Here is a 23,422-nt window from a genome sequence, read left to right on the forward strand (position 1 = left end):
GAGCTCGACTCGGCGGGGCGGGGGTGTGTCGCCCGGGAAAGGGGGAGGCGGGAGGTAGCGGGTCCTCCACAGGGCAGGGCGTGGGCGAGTGCGGCACCGGGCTGCGGCTGTGCCGTCCCATTGCGGCGGCAGCGAGGGACGCTGGCGTATGGCCAACCTTCAGCAGTCGTCACACGCCCAGCCGCCCTTCGACGGCGGGGGGAGAGCAAACAACAGACCCGCCCGTGTGGCCCTGGCTGAGATCGTGAGTGCTCGGTATAGCGGACTGCTTCCGGCCGGCGCGCTGCTGGAGGCCGGTATCTCGCGGCGGGGTATTCAGCAGCTGTGTAGGGAAGGCGCGCTGACCAACATCCGACGCGGCGTGTACGTCGCGGCTGAGCGCTGGCGGAGCGCAAATGCGAGCGAGCGATACCGCTTGCTGGTGCGAGCGACAGTGCTGGCGGCCGAACGCTCGCCCGTGCTGTCGCACCAGTCCGCTGCGGTGCTGCACGGCCTGCCGATCATCGGGTCCTGGCCCGCCACCGTGCACACCAGCACCCCCGACGCCGGCGGAGGCAGCTCCACCCGGGCGACCACCGGGCACCGGGGCTCGCGGCCCGACGCTGTGGAGACCATCGACGGGTGCCAGGTCACCTCGCTGGCGCGCACGCTGGTGGACGTGGCGGCGTCATCCTCGCTGCTGGTGGGCGTGACGATGCTGGACCATGCTCTGCGAGTGGAGCAGGAGCGAGCCGAGCGTGAAAGCGAGCGTGAACAAGGGCAAGGCCGGCACTGGGGAGGGGCTCTCAGGACAGGCGCCCCGGCACTGACGAAGAACGACCTCTACCAAGAACTCGCCACGGTGAACCCACGCACGGGACGGCGGCAGGCAGAGAAGGCGATCGCCTTTGCGAACCCCTTGTCGGCGAACCCGGGGGAGACGCTCAGCCGGGTTCGGATCTTCCAACTCGGTTTCGAGGTGCCGGAGTTGCAGGTGTGGTTTCCGAACATCCTCGGTGGCAACGCGTACGCGGATTTCTGGTGGCGTCGGGTACGCAAGATCGGTGAATTCGACGGCTTCCTCAAGTATGGAGCCGGACCGGTCCGAGGTGGCCGCGATCCGGGTTCGGTGGTGTGGCACGAGAAGCAGCGGGAGGATGCGTTGCGGGCCCGGGTCTCCAGCTTCGACCGGTGGGGTTGGGACCTGGCGCTCTCGCCCAGCCGGTTTCGCACGTTCCTCACTGAGCGGGGCGTGCCGTGCGCCTGACGGGGCGATGCAGCCACTCACGGCACGTGTTCTGCGCGGCGGCCCGTGTTGCAACGCGTGCCGCGGGGACGTATCCGTGCCGCGAGCCTGACCCGCTCCGCCCGACGCGCCCGGCGCGAATTCCACAGGCCGGAAAAGCCGGATCCATCTACCTGTGGATAACTTCTGCTCGACCCGCAGGATTCTGCGGCTTTTGCGCGAGCCGCCCTGTTGACAACCGGTGGAATGTCGGTGGATAAGTACATAATTGTAATTCCCGCATGTAGTGGCCGTTCCCATTGGGGATCACTAGATGTAGTATTGAAGTCCAAGCAATCGCACAACGCCTGAATCTGAACTTCGCACCTCAAAGGTGCATTTCCACCACATTTCCATCACGTCTTCACCACGGTTTTCGCACAGCAATGCCCACGGTCCTGAACGACGAGAACGACACGAGAGGCCTATCGATGGCAATCACCGTTTACACCAAGCCGTCCTGCGTGCAGTGCACCGCCACCTACCGCGCCCTGGACAACAAGGGCATCGAGTACAACATCCTCGACCTGTCGGCCGACGAGAACGCGCTCGAAGCCGTCAAGGCGCTCGGTTACCTGCAGGCGCCCGTCGTCATCACCGACGAGGACCACTGGTCGGGCTTCCGTCCCGACAAGATCAACGAGCTCGCCGCCCGCCTGGCGTAGCGATCATCGCGCCTGGGGGGCGCCGCCCGCCGAGCGCCCGATGGGGGCGTTCGCACAACTCGCACGAAAAGGGGACCCATGCTGCTTCAGGCTGATTCCACTCGCGAGTCCGCCACGGGGAGCTCCGGCTCCGCCGCGGTCGACATCATCTATTTCTCGAGCCTCTCCGGCAACACCAAGCGTTTCGTCGAGAAGCTCGGCCGTCCCGCCGCCCGCATCCCGCTCTACCCCAAGGATGCCCCGCTTGTCGCCGAGTGGCCCTATGTGCTCGTCGTGCCCACCTACGGCGGCGGCATCGAGGGGTCTGCGGTACCCAAGCAGGTCATCCGCTTTCTGAATGACGAGCGCAACCGTTCACTCATCCGCGGCGTCATCGGCGCCGGCAACACGAATTTCGGTGAGGCCTTCTGCCTCGCCGGGGACATCATCGCCCAGAAGTGCGGTGTGCCCCACCTGTATCGCTTTGAAGTATTCGGCACCCCGGACGACGTCGCCACCGTTCACGAAGGATTGGAAGAATTTTGGAAGCAACAGCCGTGAAGGTCACCCCGATCAGCCCGCCGTCGGGCCTGGACATGGACTATCACTCCCTCAACGCCATGCTCAACCTGTATGGTCCGAGCGGGGAGATCCAGTTCGACAAGGACCGCGAGGCTGCCCGGGAGTTCTTCCTGCAGCACGTGAACCAGAACACGGTGTTCTTCCACTCGCTGCGTGAACGCCTCGACTACCTGGTGGAGAAGGAGTACTACGAGCAGGCCGTGCTCGACATGTACAGCTTCGAGTTCATCACCAAGCTCAACGACCTCGCCTACTCGAAGAAGTTCCGCTTCCAGACCTTCCTCGGCGCGTTCAAGTACTACACCTCGTACACGCTGAAGACCTTCGACGGCAAGCGTTACCTCGAACGCTTCGAGGACCGCGTCGTGATGAGCGCCCTCGGCCTGGCCCAGGGTGACGAGAACCTTGCCGTGGCCCTCGTCGAGGAGATCATCGCCGGCCGTTTCCAGCCCGCGACCCCCACGTTCCTGAACTCCGGCAAGGCCCAGCGCGGCGAGCTCGTCTCCTGCTTCCTGCTCCGCATCGAAGACAACATGGAGTCCATCTCCCGCGGCATCAACTCGTCGCTGCAGCTGTCCAAGCGCGGCGGTGGCGTGGCCCTGCTGCTGACCAACATCCGTGAGTCCGGCGCGCCGATCAAGCAGATCGAGAACCAGTCCAGCGGCATCATCCCCGTGATGAAGCTTCTGGAAGACTCCTTCAGCTACGCCAACCAGCTCGGTGCACGTCAGGGTGCCGGCGCGGTGTACCTGCAGGCGCACCACCCCGACATCATGCGCTTCCTCGACACCAAGCGGGAGAACGCCGACGAGAAGATCCGCATCAAGACCCTCTCCCTCGGCGTGGTCATCCCCGACATCACCTTCGAGCTGGCCAAGAACAACGAGGACATGTACCTGTTCTCGCCGTACGACGTGGAGCGCGTCTACGGTGTGCCGTTCGCCGACATCTCGGTGACCGAGAAGTACCACGAGATGGTCGACGACCCGCGCATCAAGAAGTCCAAGATGAAGGCCCGCGACTTCTTCCAGACGCTCGCCGAGATCCAGTTCGAGTCCGGCTACCCGTACATCATGTTCGAAGACACCGTGAACGAGGCGAACCCGATCAAGGGCCGCGTCAACATGTCGAACCTGTGCTCGGAGATCCTCCAGGTCAACACCCCGACCACGTACAACGAGGACCTCTCCTACGACACCATCGGCAAGGACATCTCCTGCAACCTGGGCTCGATGAACATCGCACTGGCCATGGATGCGCCCGACTTCGGCCGGGTCGTCGACACCGCCATCCGCGGCCTGAGCGCCGTCTCCGACCAGAGCCACATCGCGTCGGTGCGTTCGATCGAGAGCGGCAACGACAAGTCGCACGCCATCGGTCTGGGCCAGATGAACCTGCACGGCTACCTCGCCCGTGAGCGGGTGTACTACGGCAGCGAAGAAGGCATCGACTTCACCAACATCTACTTCTACACGGTGCTGTTCCACGCCCTGCGTGCCTCGAACAAGATCGCCATCGAGCGTGGCACCAGCTTCGAGGGCTTCGCCGACTCCACCTACGCCTCCGGCGCCTTCTTCGACAAGTACACCGACCAGATCTGGGAGCCGGCCACCGCCCGCGGCGCCGAGCTGTTCGCCAACTCCACCGTCGAGATCCCCACGCAGGCCGACTGGGCCGAGCTCAAGGCATCCGTCATGGAACACGGTATCTACAACCAGAACCTGCAGGCCGTTCCGCCGACAGGGTCGATCTCGTACATCAACAACTCGACCGCGTCGATCCACCCGATCGCCTCGAAGATCGAGATCCGCAAGGAAGGCAAGCTCGGCCGCGTCTACTACCCGGCGCCGTTCATGACGAACGACAACACCGAGTTCTACCAGGATGCCTACGAAATCGGCTACGAGAAGGTCATCGACACCTACGCCGCGGCGACGCAGCACGTGGACCAGGGCCTCTCGCTGACCCTGTTCTTCAAGGACACCGCCACGACCCGCGACATCAACCGCGCGCAGATCTACGCGTGGAAGAAGGGCATCAAGACGATTTACTACATCCGTCTGCGCCAGATGGCCCTCGAGGGGACCGAGGTTGAGGGCTGTGTTTCCTGTGCGTTATGAGTGAGTTTGCTGCAAGCGCCACAAGTACCCTCCCTTCTGTGACTGGCCTAAAAAGGAATAGAAATGATTGACAAGCTCAAGCTCGTCTCCCACGTCGACGCGATCAACTGGAACAAGATCGAAGACGAGAAAGACGTCGAGGTCTGGAACCGCCTCGTCAACAACTTCTGGCTGCCCGAGAAGATCCCGCTCTCCAACGACGTGCAGTCCTGGAACACCCTCACGCCGGTCGAGCAGCAGCTCACCATGCGCGTGTTCACCGGCTTGACCCTGCTGGACACCATCCAGGGCACCGTCGGCGCCGTGTCGCTGATCCCGGATGCGATCACGCCGCACGAAGAAGCCGTCTACACGAACATCGCGTTCATGGAGTCCGTGCACGCCAAGAGCTACTCGTCGATCTTCTCGACCCTGTGCTCGACGAAGGAGATCGACGAGGCGTTCCGCTGGTCGACCGAGAACGTCAACCTGCAGAAGAAGGCGTCCATCGTGATGGACTACTACCAGGGCGACGACCCGCTCAAGCGCAAGGTCGCCTCGACCCTGCTCGAGTCGTTTCTGTTCTACTCCGGCTTCTACCTGCCGATGTACTGGTCCAGCCGCGCCAAGCTCACGAACACGGCCGACCTCATCCGCCTGATCATCCGGGATGAAGCCGTGCACGGCTACTATATCGGCTACAAGTTCCAGAAGGGCCTCGAGAAGGAGACCCAGGAGCGTCGCGACGAGATCAAGGACTACACCTTCAATCTCATGTTCGAGCTCTACGAGAACGAGATCCAGTACACCCAGGATCTTTACGACGCCGTCGGCCTGACCGAAGACGTCAAGAAGTTCCTGCACTACAACGCCAACAAGGCCCTGATGAACCTCGGCTACGAGCCGATGTTCCCCAAGACCGTCACCGACGTCAACCCGGCGATCCTCTCGGCCCTGTCACCGAACGCCGACGAGAACCACGACTTCTTCTCCGGGTCGGGCTCCTCGTACGTCATCGGCAAGGCCGTCAACACCGAAGACGACGACTGGGACTTCTAGTCATCGTGGACCACAACTGAATGGGCGGGTGCTTCGGCATCCGCCTGGTCTGTGTGATCGGCTGGATCCCCGTCGCGGTCGGGGCGACCGCGGGCTATCGTGTGGGCGTGCCCGCTCTTGTCGATGCGAAGCGCGCTCACGCCGCCGGCGTGCAGCGCCTACTCGAGAGCTATCGGGCCGTCCCCGCCGAAGCCCCGATCCGGCTGGCCAAGCCCACGTCGAATCTGTTCCGGGCACGCGCCGCTACCCACGTGAAGGGCCTGGACACCTCCGGTCTGACCGGGGTCATCGGGATAGACACCCAGGCGCGGACGGCTGACGTGGCCGGCATGTGCACCTACCAAGACCTCGTCGCCCAGGCGCTGCCCCAGGGGTTGGCACCGCTGGTGGTGCCGCAGTTGAAGACCATCACGCTCGGCGGCGCGGTCACCGGTCTCGGCATCGAGTCGACGTCGTTCCGCAACGGGCTGCCGCACGAGTCGGTGCTCGAGATGGACATCCTCACCGGCACAGGAGAGGTGCTCACCGTGTCGCCCACCGAGCACGCGGATCTGTACCGAGCCTTCCCCAACTCGTATGGGACCCTGGGCTATGCGGTGCGCCTGCGCATCGACCTCGAACCCGTGCAGCCGTTCGTCGCGCTCAGGCATCTGCGGTTCCACTCGCTCGTCGACCTGGTCCGGGCGATGCACGACATCATCAACACCGGGAGCTTCGACGGGGACCGGGTCGACTATCTCGACGGTGTGCTGTTCAGCAAGGCGGAGGGCTATCTCTGCCTCGGCAGGAAGGCCGGTGCACCGGGCCCCGTCAGCGACTACACCGGTCAGCAGATCTACTACCGCTCCATCCGGCACGAGCACGGGGCGACGGATGACCGTCTCACCATCCACGACTACCTCTGGCGGTGGGACACCGACTGGTTCTGGTGTTCGGAGGCGTTCGGTGCGCAGAATCCGCTGATCCGCAGGGTCTGGCCGCGACGCTACCGACGCAGCAGCGTTTACGGGACGCTGATGAAATACGAACAACGATTCCACATCGGCGATCGCATCGAGAGACTCCGCGGCCGCCCATCACGTGAACGCGTCGTGCAGGACATCGAGGTGCCGCTGGGGCGCTGTGCGGAGTTTCTGGACTGGTTCCTGGACACCGTGCCGATCACGCCGATCTGGCTGTGCCCGCTGCGGTTGCGGGGCGAGACCGGCTGGCCGCTCTACCCGATCCGGCCCCAGCAGAACTACGTGAACGTGGGCTTCTGGTCGACGGTGCCGGTGGGCGCCACCGAGGGGGCGACGAACCGGCTCATCGAAGACACGGTGCGTGAGCTTGACGGGCACAAGTCGCTGTACTCCGACTCCTATTACCCCCGCCAGGAGTTCGACGAACTCTACGGTGGGGACGACTACCGGGCGGTGAAGACAAAATACGACCCTGATTCACGTCTCCTCGACCTCTACGCCAAGGCGGTGCAACGACGATGACCACATTCAAGGAACGCCCGACCCAGCCGACGTCGCTGACGGAGGCGACCGGCAAGACTGCAACCGCGGGGAAGTACACCCTTGCCGAGGTGCTGGAGATCCTGGCCGGCGGCCGGCTTCCGCTGCGGTTCACCGCCTACGACGGGAGTTCCACCGGACCGCCGGACGCCCCGTTCGGCCTGGATCTGCGCACCCCGCGCGGCACACGCTACCTCGCCACCGGCCGCGGCGACCTCGGTTTTGCCCGTGCCTACATCGCCGGCGACCTCGATATCCGCGGCGTGCACCCTGGCGATCCCTACGACCTGCTCAAGGCGCTCGCCGACAGCCTCATCTTCACCCGCCCACCGGCACGGATGCTGGTGGACATCATCCGTTCCATCGGCGCCGAGCACCTGCTCCCGACAGCGCCGCCGCCCCAGGAAGCCCAGCCCCGGTGGCGCAGGATCGCCGGGGGGCTCCGGCACAGCAAGCCCAGGGACGCCGACGCGGTCCACCACCACTATGACGTCTCGAACACCTTCTATGAGTGGGTGCTCGGGCCGTCGTTGACCTACACCTGCGCGTGTTACCCGAGCGCTGGCGCATCCCTCGAGCAGGCGCAGGAGAACAAGTACCGGCTGGTCTTCGAAAAGCTGCGGCTGACGCCGGGCGACCGGTTGCTCGACGTGGGCTGCGGCTGGGGCGGCATGGTGCGATACGCCGCACGCCGCGGTGTGCGAGCCACCGGGGTGACACTGTCGACCCAGCAGGCCCGGTGGGCGCAGCGGGCCATCGCAGCGGAGGGCCTGGGCGATCTGGCCCAGGTCCGGTACGGCGACTATCGCGATATCACGCACACCGGCTACGACGCGGTGTCGTCGATCGGGCTGCTCGAGCACATCGGCGTGCGCAACTATCCGTCGTACTTCGACTTTCTGCAGTCCAGGATGCGCCCCGGCGGGCTGCTGCTCAACCACTGCATCACCCGGCCCGACAACCAGAAACTGCCGGTTGTGCGCGGATTCATCGATCGTTACGTCTTCCCCGACGGGGAGCTCACCGGATCGGGCCGGATCATCAGTGACGCTCAGGACGTGGGTCTGGAGGTGGTGCACGACGAGAACTTGCGGCAGCACTACGCGATGACGCTGCGCGACTGGTGTGCCAACCTCGTCGAGCACTGGGACGAGGCCGTCGCCGAGGTCGGGCTGCCCACCGCGAAAGTGTGGGGTCTGTACATGGCCGGATCGCGGCTCGGGTTCGAGAACAACGGCATCCAACTGCACCAGATACTGATGACCAGGCCCGGCACGCACGGCGGTGCCGGTGAGTTGCCGTTGCGACCGTGGTGGACTCCCTAGCCGACGGGACCGTTGGTGCAGCATGTCGTTGTCGCCCGGGCGGGCGGCGGCTTACGCTGGGGGGATGTCCCGCACCATGCGCCTGAAGCCCAATGAGTTGGTCGCGGCGTGGCCGGACGGGCGCGCCAGCGACGCGATCGGGGAGGTCGCCCGGGTGTTCGCGGGCAATCTGCGGCAGGCCATCGGGTCGCGGAGCATTCGGAGTGCTGCGGAGGCCTGCGGGATGAACCACGCGACTCTGATCGGCATCCTGGAGGGGCGGGCCTGGCCGGACATGGAGACGATCGCCAAGCTCGAACGCGGGCTGGATGCGGCGCTCTGGCCGGGCCACGGCACCCTGTCCTGAATGAGATCCGTCGAGGGTCAGCGGTGGTTCTCGGTCTGCTCGATCTGGTCAGCCAGATCGTCTGGGCTGAGGTCGGCGTTCTTGAACTCCGGCGTGAGCGGCAGCTCGAGGTGCAGGTCGGTGCCGATGCAGATCTCGATGGTGCCCGCGAGCAGCCTGAAGTCGAGCACGTGGCCACCCTGCCGACGCTCGGCGTCGATGTAGTGCACGTGTCCGCCCGGCACCCCGATGCCCTGCCCGTAGAGCGGGGTGCGGAAGCCCGCGACGACACCGGTCGAGCGGCCGAATTCGAGGGTCTTCTCGCCGCGGATGGCCTCCGACATGGGCTGGTACGGCTTCTCCTGCCGTTCGACGGCCCGTACCCGAACCCACTCGAACTCGCCGGTCAGCCGCACGGCGTAGAGGTAGTTGGAGCTCTGCAGGGTCTCGGTGATCAGGCGCACAGCCTCGTCGCGGGTGACAGGCTCGTCAACACGAATGCTCACGCTGGGCACGAACTCGGTCACGACCGCGAACGGGGTGAGGTCGTCGGCAGCGGCCGGCGTGACCGTGCCGTCGGCGCGCATCCGGTAACAGACGCCGTCGAGGATCAGCATCTCGCCGTCCAGCGCGTTGAAGGTGCCCAGGCCGAAGTCGCCGTGCTCGAGCAGGGTGGCCACGGTGGTGTCACCGTCGTAGATGCCGTCGAGCAGCGCGCTCATCAGACTGGTCTGGTAGACGAGATGGCGGCCGGCGGTTGCGTCCACGATGGTTCCTCCAGTGCGGGTCAAATGCCCAGGTCAGATGTCTAGAGCGACGGGATGAGTTCGGGCACCCGGCAGGGCTGGCCGTAGGCAAGGTTCAGGCAGGCGTCGAAGATGTCGGGGTACGGGTCGGTTCCGCCGGTGCCGAACCAGGCCGTGTAGAACAGCCAGAAGTTGAGGTTGCCGTGTGTGGAGCATCCGTCGCCGTCACTGTCGGGGTCGGCCAGGGCTGCCTCGTTGGGCTGGTACGGCGTGTAGTTGTAGAGGTTGGCCGTGGCCTGGTTCTGGATGTCGACGGTGCTGGCGCCGCACTCGGCGTCGGGGTTGTAGCCCACGTCGACGGCGCCGATCTTGTAGGTGCGTTCGGGCTCCTGGCTGTACTGCCGGAACTGCCAAGCGGCGTTGTAGACCTGGTTGAAGAAACCGAAGTACTCGGTCTCGCAGTCGGCGGTGTCTGGGCAGCCGTAGCCGGTGGCGCGCAGGTAGCCGGACTCGGTGGGCCGGCTGAGCAGGGACTGCTCCTTCTGCAGAAGCACCAACAGCACGCGTGGGCTGATGCCGCAGGCCTCGGCGACCTTGCTGAGGATGGTGCTCGCGTGCTCGTTGTCGGCGCCCCTATATGCGGCGCAGTGGCCGGGTCCCGCGGCGGGCTGGTCGACGGTGCTCTCCCGGTACTCCCAGAGGCAGGGCGAACTGTCGGTGCGGATGCAGCTGCGCGACAGCAGGAAGGACTGGATCTGCTGCTCGGTCATGGCGCCGGCGTTGAAGAAGGTGTAGTCGCTGACGATCCGGCCCGCCTCGAAGTCGGCCAGGTCGATATCGTTCGTGGCGATCGGCGCGGTGGGAGCCGCGATGGCCGGTTCGGCACGGACCGCGGCGCCGACGAGGGCGGCTCCACCCAGCACGACGACAAGAACCGCGGCAGTCGCGAGCGCGGACAGTCGGTGGCGCTCGAAGAAGCTCATTCGGCCAGACTATCGAAGCCGTGCCGACGTCGGGTGAGAAGGGGCTGCGAGGCGGCGGTTGGCGACCGCTGGCCGGTGTATTACGGGCTTCTAACGATGCCTGCCCCGGGGATTTCTGCTCGCGGCCAGAGGCATCCGGGCAGATAGGATTATAGGTCAGGAAAGGCGGGAAACGTGCCGAACGGTGCATCGACAGGTCTCCTGCGCGGGCGGTACCGGCTGCTGGAACTGATCGGCCAGGGCGGCATGGGGGCCGTCTACAAGGCCACCGACGAGTTCCTCGGCCGCAACGTGGCCATCAAGATCTTCCTCGCCAACGCCACGGAGGCAGCCGACGTGCGCCGGCAGGAGGACGAGGTCAACATCCTCGCCTCCCTCAGCCACCACAGCCTGGTCACTCTGCTCGACGCCGCCGTCGACCGCAGCATCCCCGCGATGCCACGGATCTACCTGGTGATGGAACTCGTCGAAGGCGCGGACCTGCAACGCAAGCTCGTTCGCGGTCCGCTGCCCGTGCGGCAGATCGCCCAGCTGGCCTACGACCTCGCGGAGGGCCTGGAATACATCCACTCGCGCGGCGTGGTGCACCGCGACGTCAAACCCGCCAACGTGCTGCTCGTCGACTACAACGGCGACGACTCCCGCACCCGCGCCAAGCTCACCGACTTCGGCATCGCCCTGCTGGCCGAGTCCGAGCGGTTCACCGCGGATGGCGCCGCCACCGGCAGCGCCCACTACATGAGTCCCGAGCAGGCGTCGGGGGAGCCGGTGGGGCCGGCCAGCGACGTGTACGCTCTCGGCCTGGTGCTGCTGGAGTGCTTCACCGGCGAGGTCGCCTTCCCGGGCTCCGCCGTGCCGTCGGCCCTGGCCCGGCTGCTGAACGACCCGATGATCCCCGCCACGGTGCCGACAGCCTGGGCCGGACTGATCGGCGCGATGACCGCCCGCGACCCCCGTGACCGGCCGCTCGTGCACGACCTGGTGCTGGCCCTCCGCCAGCTGATCATCGGCGCCTCCGGCCGGCACCGCGCCGGCGCCCCGGTGCTGCTGCCGGCGACCCAGCCCACCACGCGCCCTGCCACCCGGCCCGGCGCCCCCGAGGCCGCGGACGAGGAAGGCAGGATGACCGCCGTGCGGCGCTACGACCTGCTGGACACCCCACCGGACGGCACCTTCGACCGGATCACCGCGATGGCCGCTCGTATCTTCGGCGTGCCCATCGCCCTGGTGAGCGTGGTGGACTACGACCGGATCTGGTTCAAGTCCCGGCACGGGTTGACGCTCGAGCAGATCGACCGGGACGCGGGCCTCTGCGCCTCCGCCATCCTGCACGACGAACCCTGGGTGGTGACGGATGCCAGGATCGACCCGCGGGCGCTCGCGAACCCGCTGGTTGCCGGTGAGATGGGCCTGCAGTTCTATGCCGGTGTGCCGCTGACCAGCCGGGACGGCCACAACCTCGGCACCCTCTGCCTGATCGACTACGAACCGCGGGAGTTCACGGCCGCCGAGCTGGCCACCCTCGAGGACCTCGCCGCCGTGGTGATGAGCGAGCTTGAACTGCGCCTGGACAGCCGCCAGGCTCTGCTCGACCGCCGCGCCCTGCACGGCTAAAACAGGCTGCGGGGCTGGTCGGATCGGAAATCCGTTCCCCGACATGCCGTTGGGCTCTTCCGGCAAACGTCCGGCGACGGTTGAATGGGAGGGAACCGTTGAAGTCGGATGCACCGCCTTCCGCGGCAGGAGGTCATCATGGACGCTGACACAGGCAGAGACACCGACCCGCGCGCCGGCGCCGGCGATGCCCGGGCGGTGCACGCCGAGGGGGCAGCGCAACCGGCGCAGGAGCCCGGACCCACCACGGGCATCGTGGTCGGCCACGACGGATCCGCCGACGCGAATCACGCCCTGACCGTGGCGCTGGAGTTGGCCGCCGGCCTCTCGGTGCCGGTGACCATTGTGCGGGCCTGGTCGATCGACACGGCCCCGCGGCCGGCGAACTGGGAGTTCGGTTACGTCTCCTCGTACTCCGACTACGCCGAAGCCGTGCGGGACCGGCTCCGGAACGATACCCGGATCGTCGTCGCGAAGCATCCGGATCTCACGGTGGAATACCGGGTGGCGCTGGGCGGGCCGGCCAAGACCCTCATCGAGGTCTCCAAGGGGTCCCGGATGCTTGTTGTCGGCTCCCGGGGACGCGGGGGACTGGCCGGCATGCTGCTCGGCTCGGTCAGTGAGCAGTGCGTGCGGCACGCGGACTGCCCGGTGCTCGTGGTGCCACCCCCGCCCCGGTCCTGACCTGGGCGGAAGCCGGTCGACACACCTCGGCCGGCTCCGGATGCGCGGGTGCGGTCGTGCGCGTGTGCGTTCAGCCGACCTGCAGCCGGTTGCCCACCGCGAACCAGGCCAGCGCCCCGAACACCGGGGCGAAGACCACGGTCAGCACCCAACGGGTGCGAGACTGTTCGCTCAGGTGCACGGCTTGGGCCACCTGCACGAGCGCGGCCACGATGAGCACGATGGCGCCCAGGGCGGCCAGGACTATGAGCGCCAGGCCGATCAGCGCGCCGAGCGCGGCGCCGTCGATCGCGCCGCCGTCCAGGACATCCGTGCGCCCGGTTGCCCCTGGCAAGGCGATGCTGAGTGCAGCTGTGCTGTTCATTCGTCGGTTTCCCCTCGATCCCGGCAGATGGTGCCCAGCGGCGACGCGGGGCGGGTGGAGCGGTGGTGCGGTAGTCGTCGGCCGGGAGAACAGGTTCCCCCCGGAATATTCGCCCGGCCTATTCAAAGCATACCAAACGGTATGATTTAATTCGTGAAGATGTCGGGATTGGTCTCGGCGCCGCGTCTTCCGGTCCCGGTTCCGACTCGAGGAGCATCATGACCCAGCAGGCCCGCGCCATGGAAACCCGGGCGGCAATCATCCGGGCTGCCGCCGATGTCTTCGGCGACCTGGGCTACGGCGGAGCCTCGATGGCGGACATCTGTCTCGCGGCCGGGCTGACCAAGGGCGCGCTGTACTTCCACTTCGCGTCGAAGGATGCCCTGGCCCTGGCGGTCATCGACGCCCAGCACCAACGCGCGCTTGCACTCGGCGACGAGCTGCTGCACAGCGATCAGCCCGGCCTGCAGGTGCTGCTGCGGATGGCGTTCGAGCTGGGCAAGCAGGTGCGGGACGATCCGGTCTCCCGGGCCGGCATTCGACTGACGATGGAGTCCAGCAACTTGTCGACGCCGGTTGTCACGCCGTATGAGGACTGGATGGCGGCCTGCGAGGTGCTGCTGCAGCGCGCCATCCGCGACGGCGACGTGCGCGCGGATGTGGACGTCGCGGCCGCCGCCCACTTCATCAGTCCGGCGTTCACCGGCGTGCAGGTCGTCTCCGGCGTGCTCACCGGCCGGGCCGACCTGGTGCGACGCCTCATCGAGATGTGGTCTTTCGTGCTGCCCAGCCTGGTGGTGCCCGACCAGTGGGAACGGCTGTCGGCCCTGCCGGAGGAGATGGCCGCCGCCTGGGGCTGAGGCGGCTCCGGGCGGCCGCCGGCTGTGACGCCGCATCCGCCGCCCCCCCCGTTACCTTGTAAGTAGCCCTTGAAGCTTGCTTCTGAAGGGTGTTGGCCTGTTAGGCCCGGCATGGTTGTTGCCCCCAGTCGTTAATGATCCGGGGGGTGTTGTCACCGGGCCTGACTGGCATTGGGTGATCGCTAATAGGGGCTCGACTGGAACTCGTTTCTGGGTCGAACGTAACGTGGATGCCGAGACTTGATGCCGTGGACAGGCCAACTAATCCGCATGGCTGACGGGAAACTCATGATTGAGAATTACGACAGCGTCGACGTGTTCATCGGTGTTGACGTTGGAAAAAGCGAACATCACGCGGTCGCTCTGGACCGCTCTGGGAAACGCCTCTATGACAAAGCGCTCCCCAATGACGAGGCAAGACTGCGCGCCGTGATCCAGAAACTCAAGGTCCGCGGGCAGGTCCTCCTAGTCGTCGACCAGCCCGAAACAGTCGGCGCTCTGCCCGTCGCCGTCGCTTATGCCGAAGGCATCCTCGTGGCCTATTTGCCCGGGCTGGCTATGCGTCGAATCGCCGACTTGCACCCCGGTGAGGCAAAGACGGATGCCCGCGACGCGGCCATCATCGCCGAAGCTGCCCGCACCCTCCCGCACGCTCTGCGCCCGCTGCGCCTTGAAGACGAGCAGATCGCTGAACTATCGATGCTGTGCGGATTCGACGATGACATCGTCGGCCAGATGACCGCCACCAGCAACCGGATCCGGGGGCTGCTGATGCAGATCCACCCAGCGTTGGAGCGGGTACTGGGCCCGCACCTCGACCACCCGGCCGTCCTGGATCTCCTCCAGAAATACCCGACACCGACAGCACTGACGGCCGCCGGGAGGGTCCGGGTCGGCAACCGCCTCATCAAGCTCGCGCCACGGATGGGCCGCCGCTTAGCAGAGGAAATCTTCCAGGCGCTCTCCGAGCAGACCGTCATCGTTGGTGGCACCCACGCCACACGCGCCGTGCTGCCGCGCCTCGCCGAGCAGCTCAGCACGCTCCACCGCCAACGCACCGAAATTGCCGTCGAGGTCGCCGAGCTCGTCGACGCCAACCCACTGGAACCGATCATCACGAGCATGCCCGGGGTCGGTGTGAGGACCGCCGCCCGTGTCATCACCGAGATCTCCGGCAAGGAGTTCGCCACCGCCGGCCACCTCGCTTCCTACGCCGGCCTGGCGCCGGTCACCAGACGCTCCGGATCATCCATCCGAGGCGAGCACCCCTCACGGCGTGGCAACAAAGTCCTCAAACGCACGCTGTTCCTCTCCGCCTTCGCGGCCCTCAGCGACCCCGTCTCACGCACCTACTACGACCGCAAGATCGCCCAAGGTAAACGCCATAACCAAGCCCTCATAGCCCTCGCCCGCCGACGCTGTGACGTGCTCTACGCCATGCTCCGCGATGGCACGCTCTACGAAAACAAAACCCCCATCAAGACTTGACGAAACACATAGGGGCACCCCCCCGGGGGGGTCTCGGAGGTGTGCGGGTGCGGCGCCGCTGTGCGGGTGGCGCGCCAGGCGCAGAACGGCGCCTGCCCCGCCTGTGGCGCTGCGCGGGTGCCGCGCCGTTCAGCATCCCAAGTTGGGGGAGGGTGAGGTTAGTCCTCGTCGGTGACGACGAGGAGCTTCACGGCGATGTTGCCCCGGGTGGCCCGCGAGTACGGGCAGACCGCGTGCGCGGCCTCCATCGCGGCCTGGGCGGTGGCCGGGTCTGCACCCGGGATCTGCGCCTCGATGGTGACCTCGAAGTCGAGGCCGGCGGCCATGCTGCCGACCAGGTTGACGGTGAGGGTGACGGCGGACTCGGAGACGTCGATCTTGTTCTGGCGGGCGGTGGCCTTGAGGGCGTTGTGGAAGCAGGCCGCCCAGCCGCTGGCGAAGAGTTGCTCGGGATTGGTTCCTGGGCCGTCGTCACCGCCCATGTCCTTGGGGATGGACAGGTCGAGGTCGAGCTTGTTGTCGCTGGTGACGACCTTGCCGGTGCGACCGCCCCAGGACGTGGCGGAGGCTGTGTAAATGGCGTTGGTCATGATTCTCTTCTTTCGGGTAGAGCGGAGCACACTGGACTCAGTCGTCAACACGCAGAGCGTTCGACACCGAGCCGCCAAGTGCTTCGTATTTGAAACAACTTCTTTCTCACTCTAACGGAGGCCCGCCAATGGGAATTCCCGAACCATCCATCTCGGCCGATGAGATGCGTGCCTGGGCAGCCCTGTTCGAGACGTCGAACATCGTGCAGTACGCGGCCGACCGGAATCTGCGGGACTCGGTGGGGCTCACCCTCGCGCAGTTCGAAATCCTGCTCCGCATCGGCGAGGCCGGCACCGACGGCCGCCGCATGACCGACATCGCCGACTCGCTCACCGTCTCTCGCAGCGGACTCACCTACCAGGTGGGTCAGCTCGAGCGGAAGGAGCTGGTGCTGCGGCAGCCGGCGCCCGACGACGACAGGTCGGTGATCGCCCACATCACCCCGGCGGGCCTCGAGCTGTTGCGGACGGGCATCCCCGGCTACGTCGATCTGGTGCGGGAGATGCTCTTCGACAGACTCAGCCACGCCGACCTGATGACCGTGACCGAGATCCTCGACGACGTGCGCCGCCAGCTCAAGGAGCAGCCTAAGCGCTCGACGTACCGGCGGGCGGGGCGCGCGGCCGCCCCGGTCGCTACCGGTGCCGGTGCCGGGGCGGATGCCGGGCCGGTGGCCGGCGCGGTGCCGATCACCGAGTAGCCCGAGGGGTTGCTTCCGTCGCTGCGGTGGGCAGACTGGGGGAATGAGCATCCCCACGCACGATGACAACCAGGACAGTGAGGGCGAGCAGCGCACGGTCCAACTCGTCGGGACCGAGCGCCGCTACGTGCTGCTGCTCGACGGGCAGCAAGTGGGCTTCACCGTCTACGCCGACCACGGCGACCAGCGGGTGTTCGTGCACACCGAGATCAGCATGGACCAGTCGGGCAAGGGGCTCGCGTCGACCCTGGTGGCCGCAGCCCTGGTCGACGTGCGGGCGCGCGGCCTGCGGGTCGTGGCCCTCTGCCCGTTCACGGCGGCCTATCTGCGCGGGCACCGCGAGTACGACGACCTCGTCGATCCGGTGACCCCGCGGCTGAAGGCCGACCTGCGTGCGGCGCAGTTGATCTAGCGCCCGCCACCGGCGGTACCGGCCTGCGGGTGCCGCGGCGCGGGGGTACTGTGTGCAGCGAAAACCGATCCGAACCCCAAGGAGATGCATCATGGCTGGTGGGGTAGCACGGGCGGTTACCGCACCGAGTTCCGTTATGGCTCCTTCGCCCGCGACATCCCGCTGCCCAGCGGGAGTAAGGACTCCGACGTGTCGGCGAGCTACCGCGACGGCGTGCTCGAGGTGCGCGTGCCCGTTGCCGAGCGCCCCGAGACCACGTCGAAGATTCAGGTGACGCGGGGTTGAGCGGCGGGCCTGCCGCCGAGATGCTCCCCTCCGGACGAGCGAGGCAACTCGCGGGTCAGCGCGCGGTGGGCGCCGGCTCGTGGCCGAAGAGCTTCGGGCGCAGCCACAGCGACAGGTAGACCAGGGCGATGAGGGCGGGCACCTCGATGAGCGGGCCGACGATGCCGGCCAGGGCCTGCCCGCTGGTGGCGCCGAAGGTGCCGATGGCCACGGCGATGGCCAGTTCGAAGTTGTTGCCCGCCGCCGTGAATGCCAGCGTGGCCGTGCGCGCGTACGACAGGCCGACCAGCCGGCCGGCCACGAACCCCGCGCCGAACATCACCGCGAAGTAGACCAGCAGAGGGAGCGCGATGCGCACCACGTCCAGTGGCCGGTCGATGACCTGCTGACCCTGCAGGGCGAAGAGCAAGACGATCGTGAAGAGCAGCCCGTAGAGCGCGAACGGGCCCACCCGGGGCAGGAACCGGCCCTCGTACCAAGCGCGACCGCGGGTGGCCTCACCGATGCGCCGGGAGAGATAGCCGGCCAGCAGCGGGATGCCGAGAAAGACCAGCACGCTCACGGTGATCGCCCCGATCGAGAAGTCGGCACTCGTGGTGGCCAGGCCCAGCCAGGCCGGCAGCACCTGCAGGTAGAACCAGCCCAGGGCCGCGAACGCGATCACCTGGAACACCGAGTTGACCGCCACGAGGAACGCGGCGGCCTCCCGGTCGCCGCAGGCCAGGTCGTTCCAGATGAGCACCATGGCGATGCAGCGGGCCAGGCCCACGATGACCAGGCCGGTGCGGTACTCGGGCAGGTCGGGCAGGAGGGCCCAGGCCAGAGCGAACATCAGGGCCGGGCCCACGAGCCAGTTCAGCACCAGCGAGGAGACCAGCAGGCGCCGGTCACCGGCAACGGCGCGGGCATCCGAATATCGCACCTTGGCCAGCACCGGATACATCATCACCAGCAGGCCTACAGCGATCGGCACGCTGACCGAGCCGATCGAGAAGGCGTGCAGCACATCGCCCACCCCGGGCGCCAGGACGGCGAGCAGTAGCCCGAGGCCCATGGCGAGCAGGATCCAGACAGGCAACAGCCTGTCGGTGGTGCCGAGTTGGGCGGCGGTGGGGGCTGTCTGGACGGTGGATGTCATGGTGCTCCATCGGTCACGGCTGAGAAATAGATGAACGTCGATATTGAGTGTGGCGATAGCATCGATGGATGTCAATTCGCGTGCCAGAATGGGGGAATGGTGAACGCTGAACTGCTGCAGGGCCCCGCGGAGACCGCCGCCGCCGACTGCTGCGCGCCGCCCGTGCGGGAGGCGCTCGCCGCGGAGGGCGCGGAGAAGCTCGCCAGGACCCTCAAGGCCATCGCCGATCCGGCCCGCCTGCGACTGATCTCGATGGTGGCCGCGCACGACGACGCCGAGGCCTGCGTCTGCGACCTCACCGAACCCCTCGGACTCAGCCAACCCACGGTGTCCCATCACCTCAAGGTTCTGGTGGATGCCGGCATCCTGTCCAGAGACAAGCGTGGCACCTGGGCGTACTACCGGCTCGTGCCCGGCGCTCTCGACGCGCTGGCCCGGTCGGTCGTTGCTGTCTGATTTCCTGTTTTCCTGGCTGGGGAGCGTGCTGGTTCTCGGCGTCGGGCTCTGGGCGAGCCTGGCCGCCGGGGAATGGATCGCTGTGCTCTGTGTGGCGGGCCCGGTGATCCTGCCAATCGGCGGACTCGCCCTGCGCGCTCAGCGCCCCTACCTCCGCAGCCAGCTCTGGCACCGTGGCGCCCGCGCGATAAGCCGCGCCCGATGCGCGCCCGACGTTCGCGCCGCCCGAATCGCTGCCGCCTGAATCCGTGCATATGCATGAATGCACACGGTTTACCCAGAAACCTGACGTAACGTCACTTTCTAACGCCCGGAGCCGACGACGTCGCCGCGGTGCTGGATTCCATTTGGCGGCATGCTCCCGCCCGCTCCATGCCTTACCCGGCTGAGCACCATTCTCGTAACACGACGGTGCTGTCGGCGAGTGAACCCTTCCGAGGTCTAGTGGATCCACCTCCTGATCCCGCTCCGACCAGAAAGCTTCGCCATGTCCACTCTTGCAGCCCGCACCCTTGCCCACCATTCGGACGGGGAGGCCCATGCGTAGGCGCACCGGATACATCGCGTCGCCCTCCCGCCGCCGGCAGGCCTCCGCGGTCACCGCGATGACCTTCGTCGCGCTGCTCACGGCCATGGGTGCGCTGCCCGCGCAGGCCGCCTACCTGGACGCCGACGGCATCCCGGCCAGCTCGATGAACGGCGCCGGTATTGCCGGGGGCAGTGCCGGCCGAAACCAGCCCACCGCCGAGCCGGAGCAGAACATCACCGTGACCGCCGGCGCGCCCGTCGCCGTGCAGGTGGACACCTTCGCCGCCGAGGAGGTCGCGCCGCCACCCCCTGTCGTCGTCGCGCCGGTCGCCGAGGCCGCACCTGCCGCCGTGGCAGCCGCGCCCGCTGGGGCGAGCGTGCGCTGGCCGTTCCCCGGCGGGGTGCGCATCTCCGACGGTTACGGCCCGCGCGCCGCACCCTGCGCCGGCTGCTCCACCTTTCACGACGGCCTCGACATGAACCCCGGTGAGGGCACCCCGATCGGCGCGATCGCCGACGGCGTCGTGAGCTCGGTCACGTCGTTCGACGACGGCGGCCTGGGCGTGCACGTCATGATCGACCACGTCGTGGACGGTCAGAACATCACCAGTACCTACGCACACATGCGAGCCGGGTCCGCCGCCGTGAGCGTGGGCCAGTCGGTCGTGGCCGGCCAGGTCATCGGCAGCGTGGGCAGCACCGGCCAGAGCACCGGGCCGCACCTGCACCTCGAGCTGCACCTCGACGGCGTCACAGCCATCGACCCCTATGGCTGGCTCACCGAGCACGCGGGGCCCATGTAGCCCAACCCCGCCGTCGGCGGGTCAGCGGACGGGCGGCGGCACTTGGAAGTACAGGTGGGCGTGCAAGCGGCATCCGTCGTTGAACGGTGACTCGCAGGCGGGGCAGGCCGACACGGTCCGGTACGCCTCGATCGTGAGGGTCTGTCCGCAGGCGCCGCAGAGGATGGCCCGCTCGGTCCACTCCGCCGGTGCCCACTGCGCGACCGGATGCGATTCGGCGTCCGCGTGGCACCGGAAGCACGGGTAGAACCTGTCGCAGCAGCGGAACTTGATCGCGACGATGTCGGTGGGCCCCGCGTAGTGCGCGCAACGGGTGTTGTCGTCGACGGTGGCACCGTAAACGCGCGGCCGGTCGGCCGGGTCCTTGTGCAGCATGCCGCCTCCTGAAGGGTTTCGCCGCCGCATCCGTGGTCAGCGCAGACAACTGTGGCCGATGCGGACTACTGCGCCCGGTACGCCGGGCACAATTGTCCGCACCGGCCACAGTAGCCGAGCGGGGTGGTTCTACTCGCCCGTGTCGGTGCCGCCGGTGTCGGTCGTCGCGGTGGCCTGCTCCATGACGAACGCCTCGAAGGCCGCGGCGTCACCGAGGTCGCCGGTGTACTGGACGCCCTGGACGAGGACGGTCGGGGTGCCGGTGAGCGCGCCGATGTCAGTGTTGGGCAGCGGGTTGTCCAGGGCTCGGTCGGTGGCGTCGCCCACCCAGCCGCTGAACTCCTGGTCGGTGATGCAGGTGGCCACGGCTTTGTCGGTCACGCCGGCCTCGTCGACCAGGCTGACCAGCTCGGCGTTGCTGAGGCCGGTCGTGCCCTCGGTGGGCTGGTTGGCGAACAGGGCACTGTTCACGTCGAGGAAGCTGTCCGGCTGGTAGTTGGCCACGCAGGCGGCGGTGTTGGCGGACCGAGTGGAGTACTTGCTGCCGCTCGAGGACTGATCGAGGATCGAGATCGGGTGGGTCTCAAGGGTGATGTTGCCCGCTGTGAGCCAACTGGCGAGCTGGGCGCCGTTCGTGGTCTCGAACTGGCCGCAGTACGGGCACAGGTAGTCGAGGTAGACGGCGATGTTCACGGTGTCGGTCAGCGCGCTCACGTCGGTGGGCACCGGTTCGGCGTCGGCGGCGATGGCGGCGGTCGGTACGGCGCTGGCGGTGGTGCCGTCGCTTTGCATCAGGATGCCGTCGCTGGCCATGTTCAGCGGACCGGGCGACGGTGGCTTGATGCTGCCGACGATCAGGACCGCGACGATGGCGGCCACGGCCACCAGGGCCAGGCCGATGCCTCCGCGCAGGAACCAGCGGTTGCGCGCATCGCGCTTCTTCTGGTCTTCCCGCTGGATGCGGGCCGTTTCGCGGGCCACCTCGCGGCGGTCCTTCTTCGGGGGGAGTGACTGGCCGGGGGTTTTAGCGTTCATGGACTATCTGTGCCGTTTCGTCGGGACTGCTTCTGCCTTGACGCTATCGACCGAGCCTATGAGGTCGATAGCCGGATGCTGTGAGCAAGCTGGGAAGGCCACCGTGGCCGCGCGCCCACGTCGAGCCTAGGACCAGATCGGGACGGTCGGGAACGAGCACCTAGAACCAGGTGCTCAGGTGTGGGGCGTAGGCAGAGTGCAGCGCCGTGTCCAGCCGGATGGCGGCATCCGGGGACTTCTCGGTGAGACGTCCCGCACGGGCGAGGTCGACGGCGCTCGTGCCGCCGAGATACAGCGACGCGAGGTCTGCCGCGGAGAGGGCCACCTCGACGGCGTCGGCGGGGGCGGCGCCGGTGAGCGGATGCGCCCGCCCAGACCCGTCGGCGGCCACGGTGAGCAGGAACCGTCCCTCCGCGAAGTCGAGGTCGTCCGTGACGTCGAGCAGGTAATCGCCCGCTGCCGCGTAGCTGCGGGCGCCGAGTGCCGCCGGTACGTCGAGGATGCGCAGCCAGAGGTGGTCGCGTTCGCTGGTTTTGCGCACGGCGCGGTGGTCGGAGACCTGCCAGGCCACCGGCTCGGAGACGCTGCGAAGCGGAGCCTCGATCTCGCTGACCATGTCCATTTCGATCACGAACCGCCACAGCGCGGCGTAGGCGTCATCGGTGGCGGCGACCAGGTCGACGAGCTTGAGCCGGCCGGGCTGGCTCACGTTCTGCATCGCGATCTCGTAGAGGGCGAAGCCGGCGATGGCGCCATCGGCATCGTCGTAGCGCACCGTGCGAATACCGCGCTTGTGGGCGTCGGGTTCGTTCGGCAGCAGGCCGAGCGTGCGCTTCCACCAGATCTCGCGGCGGTCGACCTCGCCGGGGGAGCGGTCGCGGGTGCGTTCGAAGACGGCGGGACCGTCGGCGAGCAGCGATTCAGGGCTGACGAACTGCACCCGGCCGGCCGGGGTGGGCCCGGTCCAGTGGGCGCGCTGGGTGTCGACGAGGTAGCAGGACTGCCGAGCCGACGGGCCGAAGCCGTAGCGGCCGTAGATGGTGGCCTCGGAGACCGTGAGCATCGCGATCGGCAGGCCCAGCTGCACCGCGGTGCGGAGCTCGCCGGTGAGCATGGCCCTGGCGATGCCCTTGCGGCGGTGGGTGGGCGAGACGGTGACCGAGCTGATCGCCCAGCTGGCCAGAGCGGCGCCACCGGGAACGGTCAGGCCCATCTCCCAGGAACGCACCGTGGCGACCGGGGTGTCCGGGTCGGCCTGCGAGGCATCCCAGACGCCGGTGACCCTGTCGGTGGCAATGTCCTCGACCTGCACCTCGAGGGTGCCCTCTGTGGGAGTGACCTCGTGGAAGCCGCGGGCATCCGCCAGCAGCCAGCGCTTGAGGCCAGCATCGTCGGCGGCGTCGAGCACGGCCAGTCGCAGGCCGCGTTCGGCGAGGGTCGCGGCGGATTCGGGGTCGACGGGCGCGGAGGCATAGGCATTCACCCGTTCAGCCTAGTCACGCGGGCACTGGCGGCCACCCCGGGTGGAATGTGCCGTGCCTGCCGCTTGACAAGGGGCGC

25 protein-coding genes and 1 pseudogene are annotated in these 23,422 nt (G+C 67.3%); 18 read left to right on the forward strand and 8 right to left on the reverse strand.

Annotation, left to right across the window (positions count from 1 at the left end; all coding sequences use genetic code 11):
- Positions 1-244 precede the first annotated feature (244 nt).
- The 8 genes from BJQ95_RS01595 (at position 245) to BJQ95_RS01630 (ending at position 8,821) form a co-directional block, all read left to right on the forward strand.
- A complete protein-coding gene (locus tag BJQ95_RS01595; protein WP_130177959.1) occupies positions 245-1,246 on the forward strand; it encodes a type IV toxin-antitoxin system AbiEi family antitoxin domain-containing protein in 1,002 nt (333 codons plus the stop codon).
- A gap of 449 nt (positions 1,247-1,695) precedes the next feature.
- Complete coding sequence (gene nrdH / locus BJQ95_RS01600; protein ID WP_066592430.1) at positions 1,696-1,929, forward strand: glutaredoxin-like protein NrdH; 234 nt, start codon at positions 1,696-1,698, stop codon at positions 1,927-1,929.
- 78 nt (positions 1,930-2,007) lie between these two features.
- Complete coding sequence (nrdI, locus tag BJQ95_RS01605) at positions 2,008-2,469, forward strand: class Ib ribonucleoside-diphosphate reductase assembly flavoprotein NrdI (protein WP_130177958.1); 462 nt, start codon at positions 2,008-2,010, stop codon at positions 2,467-2,469.
- A 35-nt stretch (positions 2,470-2,504) separates the two neighbouring features.
- Positions 2,505-4,610 carry a class 1b ribonucleoside-diphosphate reductase subunit alpha gene (nrdE, locus tag BJQ95_RS01610; protein WP_130177962.1) on the forward strand — a complete coding sequence of 702 codons (2,106 nt, stop codon included), beginning with the start codon at positions 2,505-2,507 and terminating at the stop codon, positions 4,608-4,610.
- A gap of 63 nt (positions 4,611-4,673) precedes the next feature.
- Positions 4,674-5,648: a class 1b ribonucleoside-diphosphate reductase subunit beta gene (nrdF, locus tag BJQ95_RS01615; RefSeq protein ID WP_130177957.1), complete on the forward strand. Its 975-nt coding sequence runs from the start codon at positions 4,674-4,676 to the stop codon at positions 5,646-5,648.
- A gap of 20 nt (positions 5,649-5,668) precedes the next feature.
- The gene (locus BJQ95_RS01620; RefSeq protein ID WP_130177956.1) at positions 5,669-7,132 is read left to right on the forward strand and encodes an FAD-binding oxidoreductase; all 1,464 of its coding nucleotides are present in this window, start codon (positions 5,669-5,671) and stop codon (positions 7,130-7,132) included.
- On the forward strand, positions 7,129-8,475 hold the full coding sequence (locus BJQ95_RS01625) for a class I SAM-dependent methyltransferase (protein ID WP_130177955.1): 1,347 nt from the start codon (positions 7,129-7,131) through the stop codon (positions 8,473-8,475). Before BJQ95_RS01620 ends, BJQ95_RS01625 begins: the two co-directional genes overlap by 4 nt.
- A gap of 64 nt (positions 8,476-8,539) precedes the next feature.
- On the forward strand, positions 8,540-8,821 hold the full coding sequence (locus BJQ95_RS01630; protein ID WP_130177954.1) for a helix-turn-helix transcriptional regulator: 282 nt from the start codon (positions 8,540-8,542) through the stop codon (positions 8,819-8,821).
- Between the two features lie 17 nt (positions 8,822-8,838).
- On the opposite strand, the gene budA is transcribed toward BJQ95_RS01630, so the two are convergent.
- Positions 8,839-9,567: an acetolactate decarboxylase gene (budA, locus tag BJQ95_RS01635; RefSeq protein WP_240694767.1), complete on the reverse strand. Its 729-nt coding sequence runs from the start codon at positions 9,565-9,567 to the stop codon at positions 8,839-8,841.
- Between the two features lie 41 nt (positions 9,568-9,608).
- Positions 9,609-10,529, reverse strand: coding sequence for a hypothetical protein (locus BJQ95_RS01640; RefSeq protein ID WP_130177953.1), 921 nt, complete (start codon positions 10,527-10,529; stop codon positions 9,609-9,611).
- Between the two features lie 174 nt (positions 10,530-10,703).
- Here BJQ95_RS01640 and BJQ95_RS01645 point away from each other — a divergent pair, with 174 nt between their 5' ends.
- Positions 10,704-12,143 carry a protein kinase gene (locus BJQ95_RS01645; protein ID WP_240694766.1) on the forward strand — a complete coding sequence of 480 codons (1,440 nt, stop codon included), beginning with the start codon at positions 10,704-10,706 and terminating at the stop codon, positions 12,141-12,143.
- A gap of 138 nt (positions 12,144-12,281) precedes the next feature.
- Positions 12,282-12,827: a universal stress protein gene (locus tag BJQ95_RS01650; protein ID WP_130177952.1), complete on the forward strand. Its 546-nt coding sequence runs from the start codon at positions 12,282-12,284 to the stop codon at positions 12,825-12,827.
- A 70-nt stretch (positions 12,828-12,897) separates the two neighbouring features.
- Here the strand turns inward: BJQ95_RS01650 and BJQ95_RS01655 are convergent, their stop codons facing one another.
- Positions 12,898-13,191 (reverse strand): PLDc N-terminal domain-containing protein, encoded by a 294-nt coding sequence (locus BJQ95_RS01655; RefSeq protein ID WP_130177951.1) that lies wholly within the window; start codon positions 13,189-13,191, stop codon positions 12,898-12,900.
- A 218-nt stretch (positions 13,192-13,409) separates the two neighbouring features.
- On the opposite strand from BJQ95_RS01655, the gene BJQ95_RS01660 reads away from it, so the two are divergent.
- Positions 13,410-14,051, forward strand: coding sequence for a ScbR family autoregulator-binding transcription factor (locus BJQ95_RS01660; RefSeq protein WP_130177950.1), 642 nt, complete (start codon positions 13,410-13,412; stop codon positions 14,049-14,051).
- A gap of 230 nt (positions 14,052-14,281) precedes the next feature.
- Positions 14,282-15,539: pseudogene (locus BJQ95_RS01665) on the forward strand (IS110 family transposase).
- Between the two features lie 158 nt (positions 15,540-15,697).
- Here BJQ95_RS01665 and BJQ95_RS01670 read toward each other — a convergent pair.
- Positions 15,698-16,129 (reverse strand): Ohr family peroxiredoxin, encoded by a 432-nt coding sequence (locus tag BJQ95_RS01670; RefSeq protein WP_130177888.1) that lies wholly within the window; start codon positions 16,127-16,129, stop codon positions 15,698-15,700.
- A gap of 128 nt (positions 16,130-16,257) precedes the next feature.
- On the opposite strand from BJQ95_RS01670, the gene BJQ95_RS01675 reads away from it, so the two are divergent.
- The 3 genes from BJQ95_RS01675 to BJQ95_RS01685 all read left to right on the forward strand — a co-directional run bounded on the left by BJQ95_RS01675 (position 16,258) and on the right by BJQ95_RS01685 (position 17,527).
- Positions 16,258-16,830, forward strand: a complete 573-nt coding sequence (locus BJQ95_RS01675) for a MarR family winged helix-turn-helix transcriptional regulator (protein WP_130177889.1) — start codon at positions 16,258-16,260, stop codon at positions 16,828-16,830.
- Between the two features lie 43 nt (positions 16,831-16,873).
- Complete coding sequence (locus tag BJQ95_RS01680) at positions 16,874-17,242, forward strand: GNAT family N-acetyltransferase (protein ID WP_130177890.1); 369 nt, start codon at positions 16,874-16,876, stop codon at positions 17,240-17,242.
- An 84-nt stretch (positions 17,243-17,326) separates the two neighbouring features.
- The gene (locus tag BJQ95_RS01685; RefSeq protein ID WP_130177891.1) at positions 17,327-17,527 is read left to right on the forward strand and encodes an Hsp20/alpha crystallin family protein; all 201 of its coding nucleotides are present in this window, start codon (positions 17,327-17,329) and stop codon (positions 17,525-17,527) included.
- A gap of 55 nt (positions 17,528-17,582) precedes the next feature.
- Here the strand turns inward: BJQ95_RS01685 and arsB are convergent, their stop codons facing one another.
- Positions 17,583-18,665 carry an ACR3 family arsenite efflux transporter gene (gene arsB / locus BJQ95_RS01690; protein ID WP_130177892.1) on the reverse strand — a complete coding sequence of 361 codons (1,083 nt, stop codon included), beginning with the start codon at positions 18,663-18,665 and terminating at the stop codon, positions 17,583-17,585.
- Between the two features lie 96 nt (positions 18,666-18,761).
- Here arsB and BJQ95_RS01695 point away from each other — a divergent pair, with 96 nt between their 5' ends.
- From BJQ95_RS01695 to BJQ95_RS01705, 3 genes are all read left to right on the forward strand, one after another.
- Positions 18,762-19,121: a metalloregulator ArsR/SmtB family transcription factor gene (locus BJQ95_RS01695; protein ID WP_130177893.1), complete on the forward strand. Its 360-nt coding sequence runs from the start codon at positions 18,762-18,764 to the stop codon at positions 19,119-19,121.
- On the forward strand, positions 19,111-19,365 hold the full coding sequence (locus BJQ95_RS01700; RefSeq protein ID WP_165384938.1) for a hypothetical protein: 255 nt from the start codon (positions 19,111-19,113) through the stop codon (positions 19,363-19,365). Before BJQ95_RS01695 ends, BJQ95_RS01700 begins: the two co-directional genes overlap by 11 nt.
- Before the next feature lie 295 nt (positions 19,366-19,660).
- Entirely contained in the window at positions 19,661-20,452 is a 792-nt protein-coding gene (locus BJQ95_RS01705) for a M23 family metallopeptidase (RefSeq protein ID WP_130177895.1), read from the forward strand.
- A 21-nt stretch (positions 20,453-20,473) separates the two neighbouring features.
- Here BJQ95_RS01705 and BJQ95_RS01710 read toward each other — a convergent pair whose 3' ends face one another.
- The 3 genes from BJQ95_RS01710 to BJQ95_RS01720 all read right to left on the reverse strand — a co-directional run bounded on the left by BJQ95_RS01710 (position 20,474) and on the right by BJQ95_RS01720 (position 23,345).
- Entirely contained in the window at positions 20,474-20,827 is a 354-nt protein-coding gene (locus BJQ95_RS01710; RefSeq protein WP_130177896.1) for a CHY zinc finger protein, read from the reverse strand.
- A 129-nt stretch (positions 20,828-20,956) separates the two neighbouring features.
- Positions 20,957-21,862: a thioredoxin domain-containing protein gene (locus tag BJQ95_RS01715; protein WP_130177897.1), complete on the reverse strand. Its 906-nt coding sequence runs from the start codon at positions 21,860-21,862 to the stop codon at positions 20,957-20,959.
- Between the two features lie 160 nt (positions 21,863-22,022).
- Complete coding sequence (locus BJQ95_RS01720; protein WP_130177898.1) at positions 22,023-23,345, reverse strand: GNAT family N-acetyltransferase; 1,323 nt, start codon at positions 23,343-23,345, stop codon at positions 22,023-22,025.
- Positions 23,346-23,422: the final 77 nt, after the last annotated feature.

This window comes from Cryobacterium sp. SO1 (genome assembly GCF_004210215.2).
Lineage (GTDB): Bacteria > Actinomycetota > Actinomycetes > Actinomycetales > Microbacteriaceae > Cryobacterium.

Excerpts from the sequence above, each read along its gene's own strand:
- BJQ95_RS01650 (WP_130177952.1), top strand. The coding sequence starts at position 12,282 with ATGGACGCTGACACAGGCAGAGACACCGACCCGCGCGCCGGCGCCGGC.
- BJQ95_RS01685 (WP_130177891.1), top strand. The coding sequence starts at position 17,327 with ATGCATCATGGCTGGTGGGGTAGCACGGGCGGTTACCGCACCGAGTTC.
- nrdF (WP_130177957.1), top strand. The coding sequence starts at position 4,674 with ATGATTGACAAGCTCAAGCTCGTCTCCCACGTCGACGCGATCAACTGG.
- BJQ95_RS01655 (WP_130177951.1), bottom strand. The coding sequence starts at position 13,191 with ATGAACAGCACAGCTGCACTCAGCATCGCCTTGCCAGGGGCAACCGGG.
- BJQ95_RS01625 (WP_130177955.1), top strand. The coding sequence starts at position 7,129 with ATGACCACATTCAAGGAACGCCCGACCCAGCCGACGTCGCTGACGGAG.
- BJQ95_RS01660 (WP_130177950.1), top strand. The coding sequence starts at position 13,410 with ATGACCCAGCAGGCCCGCGCCATGGAAACCCGGGCGGCAATCATCCGG.
- BJQ95_RS01630 (WP_130177954.1), top strand. The coding sequence starts at position 8,540 with ATGTCCCGCACCATGCGCCTGAAGCCCAATGAGTTGGTCGCGGCGTGG.
- BJQ95_RS01715 (WP_130177897.1), bottom strand. The coding sequence starts at position 21,862 with ATGAACGCTAAAACCCCCGGCCAGTCACTCCCCCCGAAGAAGGACCGC.
- BJQ95_RS01640 (WP_130177953.1), bottom strand. The coding sequence starts at position 10,529 with ATGAGCTTCTTCGAGCGCCACCGACTGTCCGCGCTCGCGACTGCCGCG.
- nrdE (WP_130177962.1), top strand. The coding sequence starts at position 2,505 with ATGGACTATCACTCCCTCAACGCCATGCTCAACCTGTATGGTCCGAGC.
- BJQ95_RS01620 (WP_130177956.1), top strand. The coding sequence starts at position 5,669 with ATGGGCGGGTGCTTCGGCATCCGCCTGGTCTGTGTGATCGGCTGGATC.
- BJQ95_RS01680 (WP_130177890.1), top strand. The coding sequence starts at position 16,874 with ATGAGCATCCCCACGCACGATGACAACCAGGACAGTGAGGGCGAGCAG.
- nrdI (WP_130177958.1), top strand. The coding sequence starts at position 2,008 with ATGCTGCTTCAGGCTGATTCCACTCGCGAGTCCGCCACGGGGAGCTCC.
- BJQ95_RS01705 (WP_130177895.1), top strand. The coding sequence starts at position 19,661 with ATGCGTAGGCGCACCGGATACATCGCGTCGCCCTCCCGCCGCCGGCAG.
- BJQ95_RS01670 (WP_130177888.1), bottom strand. The coding sequence starts at position 16,129 with ATGACCAACGCCATTTACACAGCCTCCGCCACGTCCTGGGGCGGTCGC.
- BJQ95_RS01695 (WP_130177893.1), top strand. The coding sequence starts at position 18,762 with ATGGTGAACGCTGAACTGCTGCAGGGCCCCGCGGAGACCGCCGCCGCC.
- BJQ95_RS01675 (WP_130177889.1), top strand. The coding sequence starts at position 16,258 with ATGGGAATTCCCGAACCATCCATCTCGGCCGATGAGATGCGTGCCTGG.
- arsB (WP_130177892.1), bottom strand. The coding sequence starts at position 18,665 with ATGACATCCACCGTCCAGACAGCCCCCACCGCCGCCCAACTCGGCACC.
- nrdH (WP_066592430.1), top strand. The coding sequence starts at position 1,696 with ATGGCAATCACCGTTTACACCAAGCCGTCCTGCGTGCAGTGCACCGCC.
- BJQ95_RS01710 (WP_130177896.1), bottom strand. The coding sequence starts at position 20,827 with ATGCTGCACAAGGACCCGGCCGACCGGCCGCGCGTTTACGGTGCCACC.